Here is a 19129-nt window from a genome sequence, read left to right on the forward strand (position 1 = left end):
CATCCGATCGATATTCGCATCTGGCGGGATCATCGTCGCGCAGAGCGGCACCGCGATTTTGACCGCGGATGGGGCGGACGGCGCGGATAACACCAGCGGTGCCGTCCGCGGCGCTCGCGGTGCATGAGCCGGGTCCGTGCGTCCCGGGAGGCGAGCGCGATTTCTGATCAGGTCCCAGACAATTCCCCCGCGCAGCGGCGCTCTTCGTTGTCGCCATCCTTCCCATCGTGAAACCCGCCGCCCTGATTCTTGCCGCTTCCCTGCTGGCCAACGTTACCCTCGTTGCCGTGCTCGTCACGCGCCCGTCCACCCGCGACCGCGGCACGCGACCGACAGCCACTTCGGGTCCGCTGCCGGCCGGCTCGCTGGCGGTATCCGATGCCCTGCGCGCCGCGCTCGCTTCGGGCGACGCCGCCGCGCTGGCCGCCGCCGGCGTGAACCCTGACGTCGCCCGCGATCTCGCGTTGGGCCGCACGCTCGCCCGGATTGCCGACCGGGCGCGCCACGCTCCGGGCCAGGCCGCAGCCGACGACCGATGGTGGCGAAACCGCACCGGCACGCCCGGCGCGCGGGCGGAACAACTCGTGGCGCGCCGTGAACTCTCCGCTGCGTTGCTGGCCGCGTTCGGCACCGACCTCGGCCTGGCCGGTGGCGAGGTGGGGCTGCTGGCTTTTCTGCCGTCGGCGAAGCGCGACGCCCTGCGCCGCATCACGCAGGACTACGACGAGATGTTTGCGGCGTTCGCAACCGGCGGACCGCAACTGGCATCGGACAAAGAGAAACTCCGCCTGCTGCGCGCCGAGCGCGAGCGCGACATCGCCGCGCTGCTCACACCCGAGGAGCGCGAGGCCTACGACCTGCGCACCTCGCCCAGCGGCATGACCGTGCGCAACCGTTACGGCGATGCGATCGAGTCGGAGGCGGAGTTGGCCAAGACTTTCGCGCTGCAGAAGGCGTTCGACGAAAAATTTCCGCGCGAAGCGATGACGGGACGCATCGCGCCTGAGACGATCCGCGCCCGCAGCGAGGCCGAGCGCCAGCTCGATCAGGATCTACGGACCGCAGTGGGCGACGCACGCTACGCCGCCTTGCGCCGCGCGGCGGATCCCGATCTACGCACGGTCGACGCACTCGTGGCGCGGTTGAGTTTGCCCCCGGCCACGGCCGACAACGTCGTCGCGACGCGCGAGGCGTTCGCCGCCGAGTCGCAACGCATCAACCAGGACGCCGCCGTGCCGATGCCGCAGCGTCGCGCGCAAATCCAGGAGCTGGCGGGTCGCGCCAAGACCGAGCTCACGCGCGCGTTGGGCAACGAGGCGGCCGACGCCTACGCCCAGACCGCCCCATGGCTTAACTTCCTGCAAAGCGGGATGGCCTATTCGACTGCGCCTCAAGCCGGCACGCCGGGCAGCCTCATGGGCGGACAGCAGAGCGTGTATCCCGTGATGCCCGCCGGTGCCTCCGCGCCCGGCAGCGGCCGCTCGATGTTCATCAGCTCCGCGCCGCCCGTTGAGCTGAGTGCGGGCGGCGATCGCGCGCTGACGAACCCGAACGTCCAGATGATGACGTTCAGCACGAGCACGACGGAGACGGCGACGGCACCCGCCATTTCCCCAGGGCAGACTCGCACCGGGATCGCCGTTCCCTCCCCTACCGCCGCACCCGCACCGACGCCCACGCCTTAACGAGCGGAGGAAAAGCCTTTCGCTGATAGGGCGGCTTGTCCCCAAGCCGCCGCGCGCACCGCGACGATCATCGCGACGCGGCGCGTTGAGGACAACGCGCCCTACCGCTGCAACGCCGCCGGCGGCTACGTTTCCCGCGCCGGCGGCTTCAGCTGCAGCAGGACGTTCGCGAGCGTGATGAGTCCGCCGCCGACGAGCAGCGTCCAGGTCGCGGTTTCGTTGGCGTAGTTGACGCCGGCCCACACGGAGAAGAGCGCGGGCAGGAACAGCGCCATCACGGAGCCGAAGATCGGCTCGATGCAGTAAATCAATCCGGCCTCGGTGGCGGTGATTTTCGGCTGCCAGGTGTTCATCAGCCCGTAGGCGCCGCACGTGCACAGCACGGTGAGCGCAAGCAGGAAGCCGATCCAGATGGGCGACGTCCACGGCACGAGGAACACGGCGGGGCTAGGCGCGAGCACGCCGGCGAGGATCGCGAACACCACGCCTTGAGTCGCGAACATCACGAACGTGATCTGCTCCGGCCGGTTCGCCGCGAAGTCGCGCCGCTCGAGGGTCAGGATCTGGCCCATGAAGAAGACCGAGCTGAGCAAGGTTTCCCACTCGCCCCGCCCGAGGCGCAGCGCGTGCCAGTCGAAGCGTCCGAGAATCGCCACCCCCGCCAGCACCAGCGCGCAGCAGATCCAGATGCGGCCGCCCGGGTTGCGTCGCGCCCGCACCGCGAGCCACACCGGAATCAGGATCGCGTAGAACTGGGTGAGGAACGCGGACGTGCTGGCCGCCGTGAATTGCAGGCCGTCGTTTTGGAATAACATCCCCGCCGCGGAAAACAGCCCGAGCCTCACGCCCTGTTTCCATTCGCCGGGCGTCGCCCGCCAGCAATCGCGCGGCCGCAGCAGCAGCATGATCACCACCGCGAGCAGGAAGCGCGGGGCGATGGTCAGGACGGTCATGAACCACGAGCTCACGCCGGGCAGGAGTTTTTCCTGCAACAACAGCAGCGCCTTGATCAACGGAAAGCTCAGCCCCCAGAAAAAATTGGCTCCGAGCAACATCAGCACCGCGCGGGTGTGGTCGGGGGAGCGGTGGGGCGGCATCGGAACCGGCAGCGTGGGCCGACGGCGCAGACCCGCCAAGTGAATTGGCGGATGACACACCGCGCGGTGAGACCGACGGCACAAACGCCGGGCCCCACGGTCGACGACGAAGCGAGCACGAACGTCCGGTACCGATTCACCGAGGTGAAATCAAAACCCACCCACCCCTTGCCCCCTGCGTCCGCACCCTCGCGCGGCCGCCCCGGGTTCATCGCGCGTTGTTGCGCGGATTTCGGGTGATGCGTGGTTCTGCCGGATTGCTTCCCTCGTGCTAAGAATTCGCTTCCCTGTACGTCGAACCTTCCGCCCCCGCCCATGAAGCTGCGTCTGCTCCTGCTCGTCGGTTCCGCGACGTTGAACGTCGCGTTCGCCACTGCGTTCGTGCTGCAACCCTCGCTCGCGCCACCCGGAGTCCGCGACTATTTCCAGCGCACGCCCGCAACGAGCGCCCCGTCCGCCGCGACTCCACGAAACGCCGGGCCGACCGCCGCGGAGCACGCTGCCCAAGCCGCCGCAGGCCAGGCGCAACTCTGGCGCTCGCTCGCCACCGACAACCTCTCCGACCTCGTGGCCCGGCTCCGCGCCGCGGGTTTCCCGCCGACCATCGTGCGCGGCATCGTGGACGCGGAGATCGAGCGGCGGTTCAGCAGCCGGTTCAAGGAGCTGTCCCGCTCGATGAACGAGACGCCCTACTGGAAACCGGATCCGTCGTACCTCATGGGCAACTCGAAGCTTTTCGAGGAGGTGAACCAGATTTACCGCGAACGCTCGCGGCTGTTGCGCGAGCTGCTCGGCCAGGACGCCTTCGCTTACGGGACGAGCGATCCGTCCGCGATGCAGCGCCGGCAGTTTGGCGACCTCACGCCGGCCAAGATCGACCTCGTGCAGCGGATCTCCGACGACTACACGGAGATGATCGGCCAGATTCGCACCGCGACGCAGGGCATCATGCTGCCCGAGGACCGCGAAAAAATCGCGTTTCTCGAACGCGAAAAGCGCGCCGATCTCGCCGCCGTCCTCAGTCCGGCCGAGCTCGCCGACTACGAGATGCGCTCCTCGCCGGCGACCAACCGGCTCCGCACGGCCATGACCGTGCTGGATGCGAGCGAGGACGAGTTCCGGAAGATCTACCAGATCCAGCAGCCGTTCTCCGACCTGCTCTATCCGACCGGTTACACGGTCTTCACGGCCGAGACGTCCGAGAAACGCCGCGAGGCCCAGAAGCAGATCAGCGATCAGGTGAAAGCCGTCCTCGGCGAACCGCGTTTCGCCGAATACCAGCGCGCGACGAACAGCGAGTTCCAGCAACTCTACCGGATAGGCCAGCGCGACAACGTGCCGTACGACACCCTCGCGCGCGCCTTTGACTCCCGCCTGACCGCGGCCGAGGCGTCGCAGAAAATCTACAACGACCGCAACCTGAGCACTGACGACCGCCGCGCGGCCCTGCAGCAACTCGCCCAGACCACGCGTACCCAGATTCTCAGCACCCTCGGGCCGAACGCCGGCCCGGCCTACCTCGAAACCAGCCGCTGGCTCACCCACATCGAGCAGGGCGGCTCCGTCATGGTGCAACCCGACGGCAACCTGAGCTACCGCAGCGCCGCGCCAGCACGTCCGGCCGCCGCCCCCAAGCAATAGCCCCATGAAAACCGTCCTCACGGTCCTCGTCGCAGGTTCGCTGGCCCTCAATCTCTTCTGCCTCGCGCTGCTCATCTCCGGCCGCACCCACACTCCGGATACGGCGCGCGCGCCCGTCGCCAGCCCGGCGCCGGTTGCCGCCGCGGCCACCGCGCCACTGAACGATCAAGTCTGGGCGGGGCTCCGCGCCGGCGAAGATTTGCCGGCGATGGTGCAGCGCCTGCGCGCGGCCGGCTTTCCCCCCGACGTGATCCGCGCGATCATGGCGGCGCAGCTCCGCGAGAATTTCGCCGCACGGCTCAAGGCCATCGATCCCGGCGCCGAGTCCCGCCCCTTCTGGAAAAGCACGACCGTCGATCCGCGGGTGCAGCAGGCGCAGTCCCAGCTCTATCGCGAGCAGCGCAAACTCCTGCGCGAACTGCTGGGGGCCGACGCCGATCCGCAGGAGAACGTGAACGCGATCTTCCAGGGCCGACGCCTCGACAGCGTGCCGGCGGAGAAGCTCGACGACGTGCGCCGGCTGCTGCGCGAACACGAGGAAGCCCGGGCCGACGCCTTCTCGAATTTTTCCGGCGGCATGCTGACTGCGGAGATGCAGAAGAAACTCAAGGCGGTGGACAAAAACCACCTCGACGCCCTCGCCGCTGTTCTGACGCCCGCCGAGTTCGAAGCGTACAACCTCCGCAACAGCGACACCTCGCGCCAGCTGCGCGGCAATCTCACCGCTTTCAATCCGACCGAGGACGAATTCCGCACGCTCTACAAATTGCAGGCCACCTACGACGAACGCTTCGGGCAGATGTACGCGATCCCGTCGCCCGAGGAACAGCGTCAGCGCAGCGAGGCCCAGCGCGAACTGAACGAGCAGATCAAGGCGTCCCTCGGCCCGGCCCGCGGCGCAGAGTACGAACGTGCCACAGACTACAACTATCGGCAGACGAGCCAGCTCGTGGCGCGGCTGGACCTGCCCGCCGACACCACGACGAAAATCTGGGAGCTGAAGCAGGACGTCGAGCAGCGCGCCAACGCCCTGCGCCGCGACACCTCGCTGAGCCCCGAAGTCCGCACCCAGCAGCTCGCGGCGATCGCCGCGGAAAGCACCGCGAAACTCACGCCGCTCCTCGGCGGCGAGCGCGGGATGGAAGCCTTCAAACAGTACGGCGGCTTCTGGTATTCCAATCTCACGCAGCGGCCCGGCCTGCCCACGACGACCACCACGAGGATCATCTCCACGCCGAGTCGCTGACGCTCAGATTCACCCGCGAGGGACGCGGCGCGCGCGATCCCGCAGACCGTTTCGCGACTGGTTTCACGGCGCGCACGAGCCGCGCTCCCACCGACTTCGAAGCCGACTCGACAATGCGGGCGAGCCGCGCCCTGATCGCGGCAAATGTCGAAGGCCCGCGGTGAGCGAAAACTGCCCAAGCGCACTTACGAAGCGCGTGTTCCCGCCCTGCGCGAGGCATTGGTGAAGCTGCAGATTGCGCTGAAGCCCGCACCGTTCTCCGTGCTCCTCGTGATCGCCGGCGATGACGCTTCCGGCAAGGGCGAGGTCGTCAACATCCTCAACGGCTGGCTCGATCCGCGCGGCGTGGAGACGTTTGCCTTCCACGATCTCACCGACGAGGAACGCGAACGTCCGCCGATGTGGCGTTACTGGCGTTCACTGCCGCCGCGCGGCCGCATGGCGATTTACTCCGGCGGCTGGCACGCGGAGGCGCTCGCGACGGATCCGCGCAACGCCCGCGAACTGGCCCACTTCGAGGAGACGCTGCAGCACCTCACGCATTTCGAGGGCCTGCTCACCGCCGACGGCGCCCTGATCGTGAAGGTGTGGCTGAAACTTTCCAAATCAGCCCAGCGCGAGCGACTCCTCGCGCTCGAGGAGGATCCCGACACCGCGTGGCGCGTGTCGCCCGACGACTGGAAACATCACCGCGACTACGAACGCCTTTCCCAGCTTTCGAAACACATGCGGCGTGTCACTCACCGGCCCGCCGCCCCCTGGCACGTGGTCGACGCGGCGGATCCCCGCGCGCGCAACGTCGCCGTCGCGGACATCGTGCTCGCGCGCTTTCACGCCCACCTGCACGCGCTGGCCCGGCCGGAGAAGATCAAGAAGCCGGGCCGGATCGTGGCGCTGCGTCCCGCCGGCTTGCGGCGCCTGCGCGCATTTCCGCTCGATCAGGAGCTCTCCGAATCGGACTACGAGGCCAAGCGCGACAAATGGCTGGGCCGGCTCAACCGCGCCGTCCGCTCCGCCGGCCAGCAGGGCCGCTCCGTCGTCTGGGTCTTCGAGGGCTGGGACGCCGCCGGCAAGGGCGGTGCGATCCGCCGGCTCACCTCCGCAATCGACGCCCGCGACTATCGCGTGATCCCCGTCGCCAAGCCCACGGACGAGGAAAAATCGCACCACTACCTGTGGCGCTTCTGGCGCCATATTCCCCGCGCCGGCCGCGTCACGATCTACGATCGTTCCTGGTATGGACGCGTCCTCGTCGAGCGGATCGAGGGCTTCTGCCGGGAGACCGAGTGGCGCCGCGCCTACGATGAACTGAACGACTTCGAGGAGCAACTGACCGCGCACGGCATCATCGTGCTCAAATTCTGGTTACACCTCTCGAAGGCGGAACAGCTCCGGCGCTTCCGGCGTCGCGAGGACACCGGCTACAAACGGCACAAGATTAACGACGAGGACTGGCGCAACCGGCGGCAGTGGAGCGCCTACGAGATCGCCATCGGCGACATGCTCGCGCTGACCGATCGGCCCAACGCCCCCTGGCATCTGATTCCCGCCGACAACAAGCGCTTCGCCCGCCTCGAGATCCTCAAGATTTCCTGCCAGCAAATCGGCGCCGCGCTCGAGCAGGTCTGAACACCTCGTGGGAATCCGCCCGAGCCAAACGACCGCGGATCGCGCGGACGCAATTTCCATCCGCACGATTCGACGTCGGGTGCACTCGCATGGCGCAACTTCGCCGAGCCGTGGCTACGAGCGCCCGCGAGTGGCGGTGCATTCGGGGCCGCACGTCCTTCCCCTCGCTGGCGCTGGCCGCCGCCCTAGCGTCGCTGCGTGTCGCGCTGGATGCGGTACGCCCGCAGCGCGACCTCGAGGTCGGCGGGACGCAGCGGCTTCGTGAGGTAATCGTTCAAGCCGGCCGACATCCCCCGCGCGCGCTGCTCGTCGCGCGCATCGGCCGTCAACGCAATCGTCCACAACGTCTGCGCGTGCACCCCCGCCCTGCCCGCGCGGATCTCGCGCAGGAAATCGAGCCCGTCCAAGCCGGGGGGCTGCACATCCAGCATCACCAAATCGATTTCCTGCGGCTGACGTTCGAGCACGGCCAGCGCCTTGGGGCCGTTCTCCACCGCCGTGGTGGTGCAGCCGAGCGACGCCAGCACGCGTTCCACGAGCAGCTGGTTCACCGCATCGTTGCCCACCAGCAGCACGCGAAAACCAAAATGGGCGAGTGCCCGCGGCGCAGGCAGTCCGCCCATCGAACCCGCCAGCAGCGCAAAGAAACCGTCATGATGCACCGGCTTGTTCACCAGCAGGCGGAAATGGGCGCGCAGGCCGGTGCGGAGATCGTTGGACAGCGTCACCGGGACCAGCCCGAGCAGCTTCTCCGCCGGGAATCCAAATAATGGAGACGGACGCAACGCCACGGCGCGCGCCTCCTCCTTGCGAACTTCCACCAGCACGATGTCGGCACCCTGCAACGCGGATTCGTCAGGACTCTCCGCGCCAATGACGTCGCCGCCCCAGCCGCGGATCAACTGCGCGAGCTCCGCGCGCAGCGCCACCGTTTGCACCACCAGCCCAAGGCGCAGTCCGGTGAGATTCCGTTCGGGGCGCTCCGCCGTGATGACCGGCGCCTGAATCGTGAAACGAAACGTCGCGCCCTGGCCCGGCGCGCTCTCCAGCCCGATGCGACCGCCCATCAGCTCGACCAGATTCCGGCAGATCGCGAGGCCCAGTCCGGTCCCGCCGTAACGTCGCGTCGTGGACTCATCGACCTGGGAAAACGCGCGGAACAGTTTCTCATGATTCTCCGGCGCAATGCCGATGCCGGTGTCGCGCACGGAAAACTCCAACGAGCAGCTCTCCTCCGCCCCGGCACCGGCGGCGCTTGCGGCCGGGATGCGTCGCACGCTCACCTCGACCTCGCCGCCGTCGGTGAACTTGATCGCATTGCCAATCAGGTTCGCGAGCACCTGCCGCAGGCGCCCGCCGTCGGCCATGACGGCCACGGGAACATCGGCGCCCACGTGGTGCAGCAACTCGATCCGTTTTGCGTCGGCCTTCGGTGCCAGGAGATCGAGCGCGTCCTCGATGCACTCGCGCGGATCACAGGACATCGGATCCAGTTTCAACTTGCCGGACTCGATCCGCGCAAAGTCGAGGATGTCGCCCGTGAGCTGAATCAACGCCTCCGTGCTCATGCGGATCGTCTGGACGTATTCACGTTGTTCGGACGTCAGCGGCGTATCGAGCAGGAGGCTCGTGAAGCCGACGATGCCGTTGAGCGGCGTGCGCACCTCGTGGCTCATCGTGGCGAGAAAGTGCCCCTTCGCGCGATCGCCCGCCTGCGCCCGGTCGCGCGCATCGCGCAACTCCGCCTCACGCTCGTTGCTCTCGACCTCGTCGTCGCCCACCACGATGCAGCCCGCGGCACCGCCATCGCGCGACGGGGCCGCGGTGAGGGTGCCACGCAACGGATACACCGAGCCATCCCGCCGACGCCCCTGCCAGCGACCGGCCCACACCGTCCCGCCCCGCGCGGCGGTGATCACATCCGCAGGTTGCGGCGGCGAGGCCTCGCCACACTGCAACTCCGACCAGGCCCGCCCGGTAAGATCATGCCGGGCCCAACCGCTCTGGGCGCAGTAGGCTTGGTTGGCGAATTCAACCCGGCCTTCCCGATCGAGAATGAGTATACCCGACTGACATTGATCCATCGCCGTGGAAAGCGTGCGCACCTGCTGCGCGTGATCCGCGCGGGAACGCCTCCATCCCCACAGCGCCCAAACGAAACCCAGACCGAGCCACACCATCAGCGCGCGGCTCAGGTTCCACTCGCGGTTCCATGCGCCGACACCCACACCCGCGAGTGCAATCACGCCGCAGGCCATCGCGAACCTTACGTTGCTGGAAATGTTTCGCACTGGGAAATGCCCCTGGCGCCCGGCCGGGTGTCAGGAAGTAATGCCGCGCTCCACCCGCGTGCAACCCCCTTCACGGCGGAAGCCATCGCATCCCAACACCGCGTTCACGCGCGCGGCGCGTCGCCGCGGCCGGTGCATTTTCACACGCTTTTCAAAAATCGAACGAGCTACCGACCGACGGTGCCCACACTCTCCCACCGCCCTGGGCGTGAGCGAGTGAAGGACTCATACCAATCGATCTTTGCCTTTGGACTTTAGCCGTGGCTACGAGCGCCAGCGAGTGGCCGAACGACCACTCGCTGGCGCTCGTAGCCACGATCGATCCAGAAGTCCAAAAGCAAGGAGCGATTGGTATCAATTCCTCCGCGCACCTTCGCCGCTTCACTCGTAATCAGGCGGCCGGCCAGAGTGATGGCACGCGGCCGACACCGGATTTCGGTGCAGCCGGCCCGGAGCAACAGGCATAAAAAAACCGCCGCGAACTGAATCGCGGCGGCTTGGGAAAACGTATCGGAAGCTCAGGAAACGTGACCCGAGACGAGCTTGGTCATCTCGAACATCGAAACCGACTTCTTCTTGTTGAAGATCGGGAGCAGCTTTTCGTCTGCATTGATCTGGGTCTTCACCTTCTTGTCCTGAAGACCGTTCTTCTTGATGTAGGCCCAGAGCTTCTTGGTGAGCTCCGTGCGCGGGAGCGGATTGGCTCCAACGACAGCAGCCAGCGCCGCATCGGGCGTGACCGGTTTCATGAACGCAGCATTCGGTTTACGAGCAGCTTTTTTAGCCATAATAGTTTTGGGTTTTTAACAAGGTCCCTCTGACACAAGCGCTCTTCTAGAGGGAAAAAGCCGCGTTTGCATAGGAAAATCTGAAACTTTCTAGAGGGAAAACCGCGTGAAGCGTTGCGTAAGTCGATCGCGATTTCGCTGCTTTCCATCACGCTCGATCAGCCTCACCCGCGATCATCGACCTGCACGAACTGCCGGTACAATGCCGCATAATGTCCGCCGTGCGCGAGCAGCTCCACGTGCGTGCCGCGCTCGATGATGCGGCCCTGATCGAGCACGAGCACGCAGTCGGCGTGACGAATCGTGCTGAGCCGGTGCGCGACGACAAAGCTCGTGCGGCCGCGCAGCAAAGCCGCGAGCGCCTGCTGCAGGCGCGCCTCGGTGAGCGCATCGATCGCGCTCGTCGCCTCGTCGAGAATCACGAGCCGCGGATCCGCCAGCATTGCGCGCGTGAAACAGACGAGCTGACGCTCGCCCACCGACAGCGCCGCGCCGCGCTCGCCGACGTCCGTGTGCAGGCCGCGCGGCAGGGCATCCAGAATATCGATACAGTCGAGGCGCGTCGCCGCCGCCCGCACCTCCGCCTCCGTCGCACCGGGCTTTGCCACGCAGATGTTGTCGAGCACCGTGCCGCTGAAGAGAAAGTTCTGCTGCTGCACCATGCCCATCTGCCGGTGCAGCGACCGGCTCGTCAGCGCGCGAATCTCGCGGCCGTCGACCAGCAGCTCGCCCGCGGTCGGCAGGTAGAACTTCGCCGCGAGATTGATGATCGAGCTCTTGCCGCTCCCGGTGTGCCCCACGAGCGCAATGGTCTGGCCCGGCGCGGCGACAAACGACACGTCGTGCAGGACGAGGCGCGCCGGGTCGTAACCAAAGCTCACGTTGCGAAACTCGATGCGCATGCCGGCGGCGTTGCGATCCGCCGGAGGGTCCGCAGCGGGTGGCGGAGAAACGGCCGCCTCGGATCCGCGTTCCCCATCGACGCCGTTCGTCGTTGCGCGCGGATCAGGCAGTTCCTGCGCATCGGCCGCGTCCTCCCAGTCCGGCTTCGTGTCGATCAGGCGGAACACGCGTTCGGCACCGGCCATCGCGACCAGCGCCTGGTTGTACTGATTGCCGATGATCGCGATCGGCGCGAAGAACTGGTTCGCGAGCAGGAAGAACGTGATCAGCGCGCCGACGTCCATGTAACCATGATACACGCGCCAGCCGCCGAACATCAGGAGGATTGCGACGAAGAACTGGCTGTTGAGCTCCAGCAGCGGCGTGAGGATCGCCGAGGTGCGCGCGAGCGCGATGCTGTAGCGGGAGTGATCCGCGAGCAGATCGCGGAAGAGGCCGGCGTTCGTCTGCTGGCGCACGAAGCCCTGCGTGACGCGGATGCCGTTGACGGACTCTGCCAGCGTGGCCGTCACGCGGCTGAAGCTGTCGCTCGCCGCCCGCGAGAAATGACTGAGCCGCACCCGGAAGTGCCGGTTGATGACCCACAGGATCGGCGCGAGGCCGAGCACCACCAGAAAAAGCACCCAGTCGGACCACGCCATGACCACGGCGGCGAAGAGCATCTGTCCGCCCTGAATGGCGCTGACGAACAGCACGTCCTGGATCCCGACGCGCAGCGCCTCCACATCGCTGGTCACGCGCCCGATGATCCGGCCGATCTTCACGCGCTGGAAAAAACTCATCGGCTGGCGCTGCGTCTTCGCAAACAGATCCGCGCGCAGGCCGTTGACGACCGTCTCGCCGATCTCGAGCGCGTAACGCTGGCGGAAGTGAAACATCCCGTCGGTCCAAAGCGCGAGCACCGCGTACGCGGCGACGCCGAGCCAGAGCTGGGCGATGTCACCCTTGGTGATCGGTCCGTTGATGATGAGCGCAGTAAGCCAAGCGAACGCCGGCAGCTGCGCGGAGCGGATCAGCGTCATCACGCTCAACGCCGTGAGCTTTCGCTTCACCGGCGCCGCGTACACGAACATCCGGCGGATCAGCGACCACTCGAGCGGCTTCTGGATCTCCTCGTCCTCATCGTCGTCGCGCACCCGGCGGACGAGACCGAGGTCGGGCACGGCAAAATTGGCGGGTGGCACCTTCTTCATGCGGCGCCCTCCCGCAGCTTGAGTTGTTGCAGCTCGCGGTTGTCGACAAGCTGCAGATTGGCGACCCGCAGGTACGGGCCCTTTTCGCGCATCAGCTGCTCGTGCGTCCCGCGCTGCACAATCCGCCCGCTTTCCATCACGATGATGAAGTCGGCGCGGCGCAGCGTGCTCAACCGGTGCGCGACAATGAAGGTCGTCCGGCCGGCGATGGCGCGATCAAGCGCCTCGAAAATCTCCTCCTCGGTCTCGCTGTCGATGGCCGCCGTCGGATCGTCGAGCAGCAGAATCGCCGGCTCGAGCAACACGGCCCGCGCGATCGCGAGTCGCTGACGCTGGCCGCCGGAGAGCCCGTTGCCGCCCTCGCCGAGCACGGTATCGTAGCCCTGTGGCATGCGCGTGATGAACTCGTGCGCCGCCGCGATGCGCGCGGCCTTTTCAATCTGCTCGCGCGTGGCGCCGGGATGTCCGAACGCGATGTTGGCGGCGACGGTGTTCGAGAAGAGGAAACTCTCCTGAAAAACGAGCCCGATGTTGCGGCGCAGATCGTCGAGGTCGATCGTGCGCGCATCGACGCCATCGATGAGGACGCGGCCGGCTGTCGGATCGAAGAAGCGGGGCACGAGACTCATCAGCACGCTCTTGCCGGCGCCCGTGGCCCCGAGGATCGCGACGCACTGGCCGGGCTTCACCTGGAGGTCGATGTCGCGCACGACCGCCTCCGCGCCGTTGTACGTGAACGAGACGTTTTCAAACCGGACATCGCCCTCGAGCCGGGGCCGCCGGAGCGCGTTCGGTGCGTTCTTCACCTCGATCGGCGCGTCGAGAATCTCGAAGACACGGCGCGCACCGATCAGCGACTGCTGCGCCGAGTTCACGATGGCCGCGACATTGTTAACCTGTCCGGAAAACTGCTCGAGCAAGCCGGCGAACACGACGAGGCCGGTGCCGATCGGCAGGTCGCCCTGGATTACGAGCCAGCCGCCGTAGCCGAGCAGCACCATCATGTTGATGCGCGTCAGGAAACCGATCGCCGGCGAGAAGAGACTCACGCGCCAGAAGATGAGATGCTGCTGGGTCAGCACGGAGTTGTTCGCGGCCTCGAAGCGCGCGCGATCCTCGGCCTCGCGCCCGAACGCCTTGGTGACCGCGATGCCCTGGAGGCTCTCGACGAAGATCTGCACCATCTTCTCCACCCGCGTGCGGTTCTCGGCGTACTCCGGCTGGGTGCGACGCGTGTGCCAGGCGGACAACGCCCACAGCAACGGCGTCGTGGCGAGGCAGGCGACCGTGAGCGTCGGGCTGAGATTCACCATGTAGATCACGTACACCGTAAGCGAAATCACCATGATCACGCTCTGGATGAGGACCTGGTCGACAAACATCCGAACGCTCTGCACGTCACTCGTCACGCGCGTGATGATGGAACTGGTGTTGTTCGCATCGAAGAAGCGAAAGCTCAACCGCTGCAGCTTGTCGTACACCTCGCCGCGCAGATCGATCACCAGCCGTTGCTGCACGAGCCGGTTGACCGAGATGGCGTAGGTGTAGTTGAGAAAGGCCCGGCCGACGGCCAGCAGCAGAATGATCCCGGCGAGCAGACCGAGCACCTGCCAGTAGGGCCACGACTCCGGCAGATTGAGATGCAGCCGATTGGTGCTGAGCGGCGTGTGGTCGACCTTGTGTTTGATGTAGTCGATGCCGACGCCCGTGAGGCTCAGGCCGGTGATGCCCATCGTCAGCAACACGATCTGAATGCTGAGGACCTGCAGGCAGTGCAGCCGGTAACGCCACGCGAGGGCGAAAAGCCGCCGGACCATCGCCCAGTTCGACGGCGCGGGCGCGGCGGTCGACATGGATGAGGCGGCGGGCATGAGAGGAGATCACAGTACCGCGGCGCGGAACGCCCGCACGAAATATTTTCGCCCTTCGCCGTCCGTCGGGAGAATCGCCCGACGCCTTCGCATCCGCGCCACTAACAGCGCAGGACCTAACTCACTGCTGACGCGGTGCGCCCGGAACCGGACCGCGACCTCGCATACTTTCAGGGACGCTCCCAGGTGGCTGCGGTCCCGGTGGCAAAGGCGTGCCCGGCCGGGCAGGTCCGACTTGCGGCGTCGGGCCCGGCGCGGGGGTCTGCCCCATTTGCTGCGTGGCCTGCTCGCGCAAGGCCCGCCGCCGCGCGACTTCCGCCGCCACGGCATCCAGCCGCTTCTGTTCATCGGCTGGCGTTGGATTCAAAACGACCGTCTGGGTCACGGCTGGACCGACATTCGTCGCCGGCGCGGGTGGCGGCATCGCTTGGGCCGCCGCACCGGACGACACCACCTTCGCCTTGCGTTCGGCCAGCGTCAGCGTCTTTCCCTGATGCTCGACGATCAACGATTCCTTCGCCTCGTCGTGCTGCCGCACGGTCACCTCAAGCTCGGCGTTGCGCTCGTTCAGCTTTACCCAGGCGCCCAGCTTGCGGGTCGGATTGTAGACCCAGTAGCGCGTGCCCTCGCTCGTGGTCATGTAGGCCCGAAATTCGAGCGGCGCACCGGCGGTCGGCGCGCCCGCCGCCGCCGACTGCGGCGGAAGAAACGGTGACTTCGTCGCCAGCTGCGCGTGGACCGACCCGGCCATGGCCAGCGCGATTCCCGCGAAGACACTACGGTGGATCGTCGGGGCGCGAAATGACATGACTCGGGGCACAGACTAATAGGACGCGCGCGCGTTCCGTCAAGTGACGCGGGGACGGGTGGCATTACGCTTCGCTTGCCAAGCCGGACGGTTGGGACGGGGAACGTTCCGGGCGGCAATCGTCGGAGCGACCGGGGGCGGTCGCGGTCCCGGTCGGAACGGTCGCCCGGGACTTGACTCGAGAAACTGTAAATACCTTATTGGTTTCCTTCGTTTATGCCTTCGACCGCCATCACCAGACCGGCAGCCGCAGCGGATGACGTCGCGACGCGCGCGCGGATCCTCACGGCGGCCCGCGCCGAGTTCTTCGCCCACGGGTACAGCCGGCTGACGATGGACGGACTCGCGGCTGAACTCGGGATGAGCAAGAAGACGCTCTACGTGTATTTTGCCGGGAAGGACGAAATCGTGTCGGCGGTGATCGATCATCTGGCCGCGGAGATCCGGGCGGACGCCGATGCGCTGCTGCGCAACCGCGAGCTCAATCTGGCCGAAAAGCTCCGCGGCTTCGTGGAGGGGATGATCGAGCGCATGAGCACGCTGAGTCCGGCGACGGTGCGCGACCTGCAGCGCTTCGCGCCGACGATCTACGCGAAGGTGGAGGCGGTGCGCGGCCAGACGCTGCCGTATGTCTTCGGTCGCTTCGTCGAGGAGGGACAGATCGCGGGACTGGTGCGGACGTCGCCGCCCGCCGGCTTTGCGATCGAGTTTTTCCTGCACGCGATGCAGGGCATGATGCACCCCGCGACGCTCGACCGGCTGCGGCTCGCCCCGCGCGACGTCGTGGCCACCGCGATCGATCTCTTTTTCGGCGGTCTCCTCACGCCCGCCGGGCGCAAGCAATATGAAAAACTCTTCATTCGCTAACGCAGTCCTCGCCGTGGTTGCGGTCCTCACCGTGACCGGCTGCCAGCGACGCGAGGCCGCGGGCTGGCAGGGTTACATCGAAGGCGAATTCGTCTACGTCGCCGCACCGCTCGGCGGCCGGCTCGAGCAACTCTCCGTCCGCCGCGGCACCCGCGTCGCGGCCAACGCCCCGCTGTTCACCCTCGAACGTGCCAACGAAATGGCGGCGCAACGCGAGGCCGCCGAACGGCTGCAATCGGCGCAGGCGCGGCTGGCCGATTTGAAAAAGGGCGCGCGGCCGAGCGAGCTCGCCGCCGTCGAAGCGCGGCTGGAACAGGCGCGCGCCGCGGCCGAACTCTCGCAACGCGATCTCGATCGGCTGAACGATCTCTTCAAGACCGGCGCCTCCACGGCCAGCGACTTCGATCGCGCGCGGCTGACGCACGATCGCAATCGGCGCGCGGTCGAGGAACTCGGCGCGCAACGCGACACCGCGCGGCTTGGCGCCCGTGCCGACGCCGTGGCCGCCGCCGAAGCGGAGGTCGCCGCCGCCGTGGCCGCCCGCGAACGGACGGAGTGGTCCGTGACGCAGAAGGCGCAGGTCGCGCCGGGTGCGGCCCTCGTGTACGATACGCTTTTTCGGGAGGGCGAATTCGTGGCGGCCGCCAGTCCCGTCGTCGCGCTGCTGCCGCCCGAAAACATCAAGGTGCGCTTCTTCATCCCCGAACCCGACTTCGCGGCGCTCAAGGCCGGCGATCGCGTACGCGTCACCGTGACGGGAAAACCCGCGCTCGAGGCGACCGTCAACTACCTGTCGCCGAAGCCTGAATACACCCCGCCCGTCCTGTACAACCGCGACAACCGCGCGAAACTGGTGTTCATGGTCGAGGCCGCGTTCGATCCAGCGGCGGCGCGCGACCTGAATCCGGGACAGCCGGTTGATGTCACACTGGCGGGGGCACGCGCTCCGTCGTCGCCATGACGACGGGCGGGAAGTCCGCACTCCCGGAGGGCCGAACCGCGGAGTTCGCCATCGATGTCACGGGCGTGACGAAGCGTTTCGGCACCAAGACCGTCGTGAACGCGATCGACCTGCAGGTGCGCCGCGGCGAAATCTTCGGTTTCCTGGGGCCGAACGGATCAGGCAAGACGACGTTCATCCGCATGCTGTGCGGACTGCTCACGCCCGATGCGGGCAGCGGTTTCTGTCTCGGCTACGACCTGCTGCGCCAGCAGGCCGAGATCAAGCGTCACGTTGGCTACATGACGCAGCGCTTCAGTTACTATGAGGACCTCAGCATCCGGGAGAACCTCGATTTCATCGCGCGAGTTTACGACGTGCCCTCGCGCCGTGACGCCGTGCAACGGAGTCTCGACCGGCTGGGACTCGCGAATCGCAGCCATCAACTCGCCGGCGAACTTTCCGGCGGCTGGAAACAACGGCTCGCGCTCGCGGCGTGCCTGATCCACGAACCGCAGCTCCTGCTGCTCGACGAGCCGACGGCCGGCGTCGATCCCAAGGCGCGCCGAGAATTCTGGGACGAGATTCACCGCCTGGCCGCGGACGGGCTCACGGTCCTGATCACGACTCATTACATGGACGAGGCCGAGCGTTGCCACCGGCTCGCCTATCTCGCGTACGGCAATCTCCTCACGCGCGGCACGGTCGAAGAGGTGGTCGCGGCGGGCAGGCTCACGACTTGGACGGTCACCGGGCCGCAACTGCAGCGCATGGCGGCGGCGCTGCGGGGCCGGCCGGGCGTCGATCAAGTCGTGGCTTTTGGCAACACGCTCCATGTGAGCGGACGCGATGCCCAGAAACTGGATGCGGCGATCGCGGCAGTGCTCGATCCCGAGCACACGTGGACACGAGCCCGTTCGAGCCTCGAGGATGTCTTCATCAGCCTGATGGACACCGCGAAGGACAATTTCGCCTAGAACCGCCCGGCGCATGCACTTCTTTTCGTTTCACCGGCTTTGGGCGATCGTGCTGAAGGAGTTCATCCAGATGCGTCGCGATCGCGTGACGTTCGGCATGATGGTCGGCATTCCGCTGATTCAGCTCATGCTGTTCGGCTTCGCGATCAATTCGGATCCCCGTCACCTGCCCACCGCGCTGCGCGTCGCGGATCACGGCCCGTTTGCCCGCGCGCTGGTCGCGGCGCTGCGGCAGAGCGACTACTTCACCATCACGCGCGAGGCGGCCACCGAGGCGGAGGCGGCGCAGCTGCTGCGCCGCGGCGAAGTGCAGTTCGTCATCAACATCCCGGAGGATTTCACGCGGCGCCTGCTCCGCGGAGAACGACCGACCGTGCTGGTCGAAGCGGATGCGACTGATCCCGCCGCCACCGGGCCGGCGATGGCCGCGGCGCGCACGCTCGCGGCGTCGGTCTTCGATCGCGATCTCACCGGTCCCCTCGCCCGCTTGCGCGCGCGGCCGGGTCCCGTCGACTTCCAGTTTCACGCGCACTACAATCCGGAGAACATCACCCAGTACAACGTCGTGCCTGGGTTGATGGGGGTGGTGCTGACCATGACCATGGTGGTCATCACCGCGCTGGCGATCACGCGCGAGCGCGAGCGCGGCACAATGGAGAACCTGCTCGCGACGCCCGTGCGGCCGTTCGAGGTGATGGTCGGAAAAATCATCCCGTATATCGTGGTCGGATACGTGCAGGTGACGCTGATCCTGATCGCGGCGCACTTCATCTTTCATGTACCGATGGTCGGCAGCCTGCCGCTCGTGTACGCCGTGTCATTCCTGTTCATCGCGGCCAATCTCGCGATGGGCATCACGTTTTCGACGCTGGCGAAGAATCAGCTGCAGGCGGTGCAGATGGCGTTCTTCTTTTTCCTGCCGTCGATTCTGCTCTCGGGCTTCATGTTTCCGTTTCGCGGCATGCCCGAGTGGGCGCAATGGGTGGGATCGGGGCTGCCGCTCACCCACTTCCTGCGCATCGTGCGCGGCATCCTGCTGAAGGGAAACGGCCCGGCCGAGATTGCACCGGAGCTGTGGCCATTGCTGCTGTTTCTCGCGATCGCGATGGCCGTCGGTGTGAAACGCTACCGGCAGACGCTGGACTAACCACGGGGCTGGAGCGCGGGGAGTTGGGAGTTTAGGGTTGAGAGTT

14 protein-coding genes are annotated in these 19129 nt (G+C 66.7%); 8 read left to right on the plus strand and 6 right to left on the minus strand.

The annotated features are described in order from the left end of the window. Positions 1-227: 227 nt before the first annotated feature. On the plus strand, positions 228-1685 hold the full coding sequence (locus tag ACLJEU_RS26085) for a hypothetical protein (RefSeq protein ID WP_414664523.1): 1458 nt from the start codon (positions 228-230) through the stop codon (positions 1683-1685). A gap of 125 nt (positions 1686-1810) precedes the next feature. Here ACLJEU_RS26085 and ACLJEU_RS26090 read toward each other — a convergent pair whose 3' ends face one another. Continuing rightward, positions 1811-2782 (minus strand): DMT family transporter, encoded by a 972-nt coding sequence (locus ACLJEU_RS26090; protein WP_414664524.1) that lies wholly within the window; start codon positions 2780-2782, stop codon positions 1811-1813. 315 nt (positions 2783-3097) lie between these two features. Here ACLJEU_RS26090 and ACLJEU_RS26095 point away from each other — a divergent pair, with 315 nt between their 5' ends. The 3 genes from ACLJEU_RS26095 (at position 3098) to pap (ending at position 7298) form a co-directional block, all read left to right on the plus strand. Continuing rightward, the gene (locus ACLJEU_RS26095; RefSeq protein WP_414664525.1) at positions 3098-4423 is read left to right on the plus strand and encodes a hypothetical protein; all 1326 of its coding nucleotides are present in this window, start codon (positions 3098-3100) and stop codon (positions 4421-4423) included. Positions 4424-4427: 4 nt separating this feature from the next. Next, on the plus strand, positions 4428-5669 hold the full coding sequence (locus tag ACLJEU_RS26100; protein ID WP_414664526.1) for a hypothetical protein: 1242 nt from the start codon (positions 4428-4430) through the stop codon (positions 5667-5669). A gap of 144 nt (positions 5670-5813) precedes the next feature. Further along, complete coding sequence (pap, locus tag ACLJEU_RS26105) at positions 5814-7298, plus strand: polyphosphate:AMP phosphotransferase (RefSeq protein ID WP_414664527.1); 1485 nt, start codon at positions 5814-5816, stop codon at positions 7296-7298. Between the two features lie 185 nt (positions 7299-7483). Here pap and ACLJEU_RS26110 read toward each other — a convergent pair whose 3' ends face one another. The 5 genes from ACLJEU_RS26110 to ACLJEU_RS26130 form a co-directional block, all read right to left on the minus strand. Beyond that, on the minus strand, positions 7484-9589 hold the full coding sequence (locus ACLJEU_RS26110) for a PAS domain-containing hybrid sensor histidine kinase/response regulator (RefSeq protein ID WP_414664528.1): 2106 nt from the start codon (positions 9587-9589) through the stop codon (positions 7484-7486). Positions 9590-10107: 518 nt separating this feature from the next. Continuing rightward, on the minus strand, positions 10108-10338 hold the full coding sequence (locus ACLJEU_RS26115) for an SWIB/MDM2 domain-containing protein (RefSeq protein WP_414664529.1): 231 nt from the start codon (positions 10336-10338) through the stop codon (positions 10108-10110). Between the two features lie 203 nt (positions 10339-10541). Further along, on the minus strand, positions 10542-12473 hold the full coding sequence (locus ACLJEU_RS26120) for an ABC transporter ATP-binding protein (protein WP_414664530.1): 1932 nt from the start codon (positions 12471-12473) through the stop codon (positions 10542-10544). Continuing rightward, positions 12470-14344 carry an ABC transporter ATP-binding protein gene (locus tag ACLJEU_RS26125; RefSeq protein ID WP_414664531.1) on the minus strand — a complete coding sequence of 625 codons (1875 nt, stop codon included), beginning with the start codon at positions 14342-14344 and terminating at the stop codon, positions 12470-12472. The genes ACLJEU_RS26120 and ACLJEU_RS26125 overlap by 4 nt, the downstream gene beginning before the upstream one ends. Positions 14345-14465: 121 nt before the next feature. After that, entirely contained in the window at positions 14466-15152 is a 687-nt protein-coding gene (locus tag ACLJEU_RS26130; protein WP_414664532.1) for a hypothetical protein, read from the minus strand. 216 nt (positions 15153-15368) lie between these two features. Here ACLJEU_RS26130 and ACLJEU_RS26135 point away from each other — a divergent pair, with 216 nt between their 5' ends. The 4 genes from ACLJEU_RS26135 to ACLJEU_RS26150 are packed head-to-tail and all read left to right on the plus strand — an operon-like array spanning position 15369 to position 19083. Continuing rightward, entirely contained in the window at positions 15369-16019 is a 651-nt protein-coding gene (locus ACLJEU_RS26135) for a TetR/AcrR family transcriptional regulator (RefSeq protein WP_414664533.1), read from the plus strand. A gap of 13 nt (positions 16020-16032) precedes the next feature. After that, positions 16033-16980, plus strand: a complete 948-nt coding sequence (locus ACLJEU_RS26140) for an HlyD family secretion protein (RefSeq protein WP_414664534.1) — start codon at positions 16033-16035, stop codon at positions 16978-16980. After that, positions 16977-17936, plus strand: a complete 960-nt coding sequence (locus ACLJEU_RS26145; protein WP_414664535.1) for an ABC transporter ATP-binding protein — start codon at positions 16977-16979, stop codon at positions 17934-17936. The genes ACLJEU_RS26140 and ACLJEU_RS26145 overlap by 4 nt, the downstream gene beginning before the upstream one ends. 13 nt (positions 17937-17949) lie before the next feature. Next, positions 17950-19083: an ABC transporter permease gene (locus ACLJEU_RS26150; RefSeq protein ID WP_414664536.1), complete on the plus strand. Its 1134-nt coding sequence runs from the start codon at positions 17950-17952 to the stop codon at positions 19081-19083. Positions 19084-19129: the final 46 nt, after the last annotated feature.

Source organism: Terrisphaera buseokensis (assembly GCF_047521145.2).
Taxonomy (GTDB): Bacteria; Verrucomicrobiota; Verrucomicrobiia; order Opitutales; family Opitutaceae; genus ER46.

Coding starts and splice junctions, on each gene's coding strand:
- ACLJEU_RS26120 (WP_414664530.1), bottom strand. CDS start 12,473: ATGAAGAAGGTGCCACCCGCCAATTTTGCCGTGCCCGACCTCGGTCTC.
- ACLJEU_RS26100 (WP_414664526.1), top strand. CDS start 4,428: ATGAAAACCGTCCTCACGGTCCTCGTCGCAGGTTCGCTGGCCCTCAAT.
- ACLJEU_RS26130 (WP_414664532.1), bottom strand. CDS start 15,152: ATGTCATTTCGCGCCCCGACGATCCACCGTAGTGTCTTCGCGGGAATC.
- ACLJEU_RS26150 (WP_414664536.1), top strand. CDS start 17,950: ATGCACTTCTTTTCGTTTCACCGGCTTTGGGCGATCGTGCTGAAGGAG.
- ACLJEU_RS26095 (WP_414664525.1), top strand. CDS start 3,098: ATGAAGCTGCGTCTGCTCCTGCTCGTCGGTTCCGCGACGTTGAACGTC.
- ACLJEU_RS26125 (WP_414664531.1), bottom strand. CDS start 14,344: ATGCCCGCCGCCTCATCCATGTCGACCGCCGCGCCCGCGCCGTCGAAC.
- ACLJEU_RS26135 (WP_414664533.1), top strand. CDS start 15,369: ATGCCTTCGACCGCCATCACCAGACCGGCAGCCGCAGCGGATGACGTC.
- ACLJEU_RS26115 (WP_414664529.1), bottom strand. CDS start 10,338: ATGAAACCGGTCACGCCCGATGCGGCGCTGGCTGCTGTCGTTGGAGCC.
- pap (WP_414664527.1), top strand. CDS start 5,814: ATGTCGAAGGCCCGCGGTGAGCGAAAACTGCCCAAGCGCACTTACGAA.
- ACLJEU_RS26090 (WP_414664524.1), bottom strand. CDS start 2,782: ATGCCGCCCCACCGCTCCCCCGACCACACCCGCGCGGTGCTGATGTTG.
- ACLJEU_RS26145 (WP_414664535.1), top strand. CDS start 16,977: ATGACGACGGGCGGGAAGTCCGCACTCCCGGAGGGCCGAACCGCGGAG.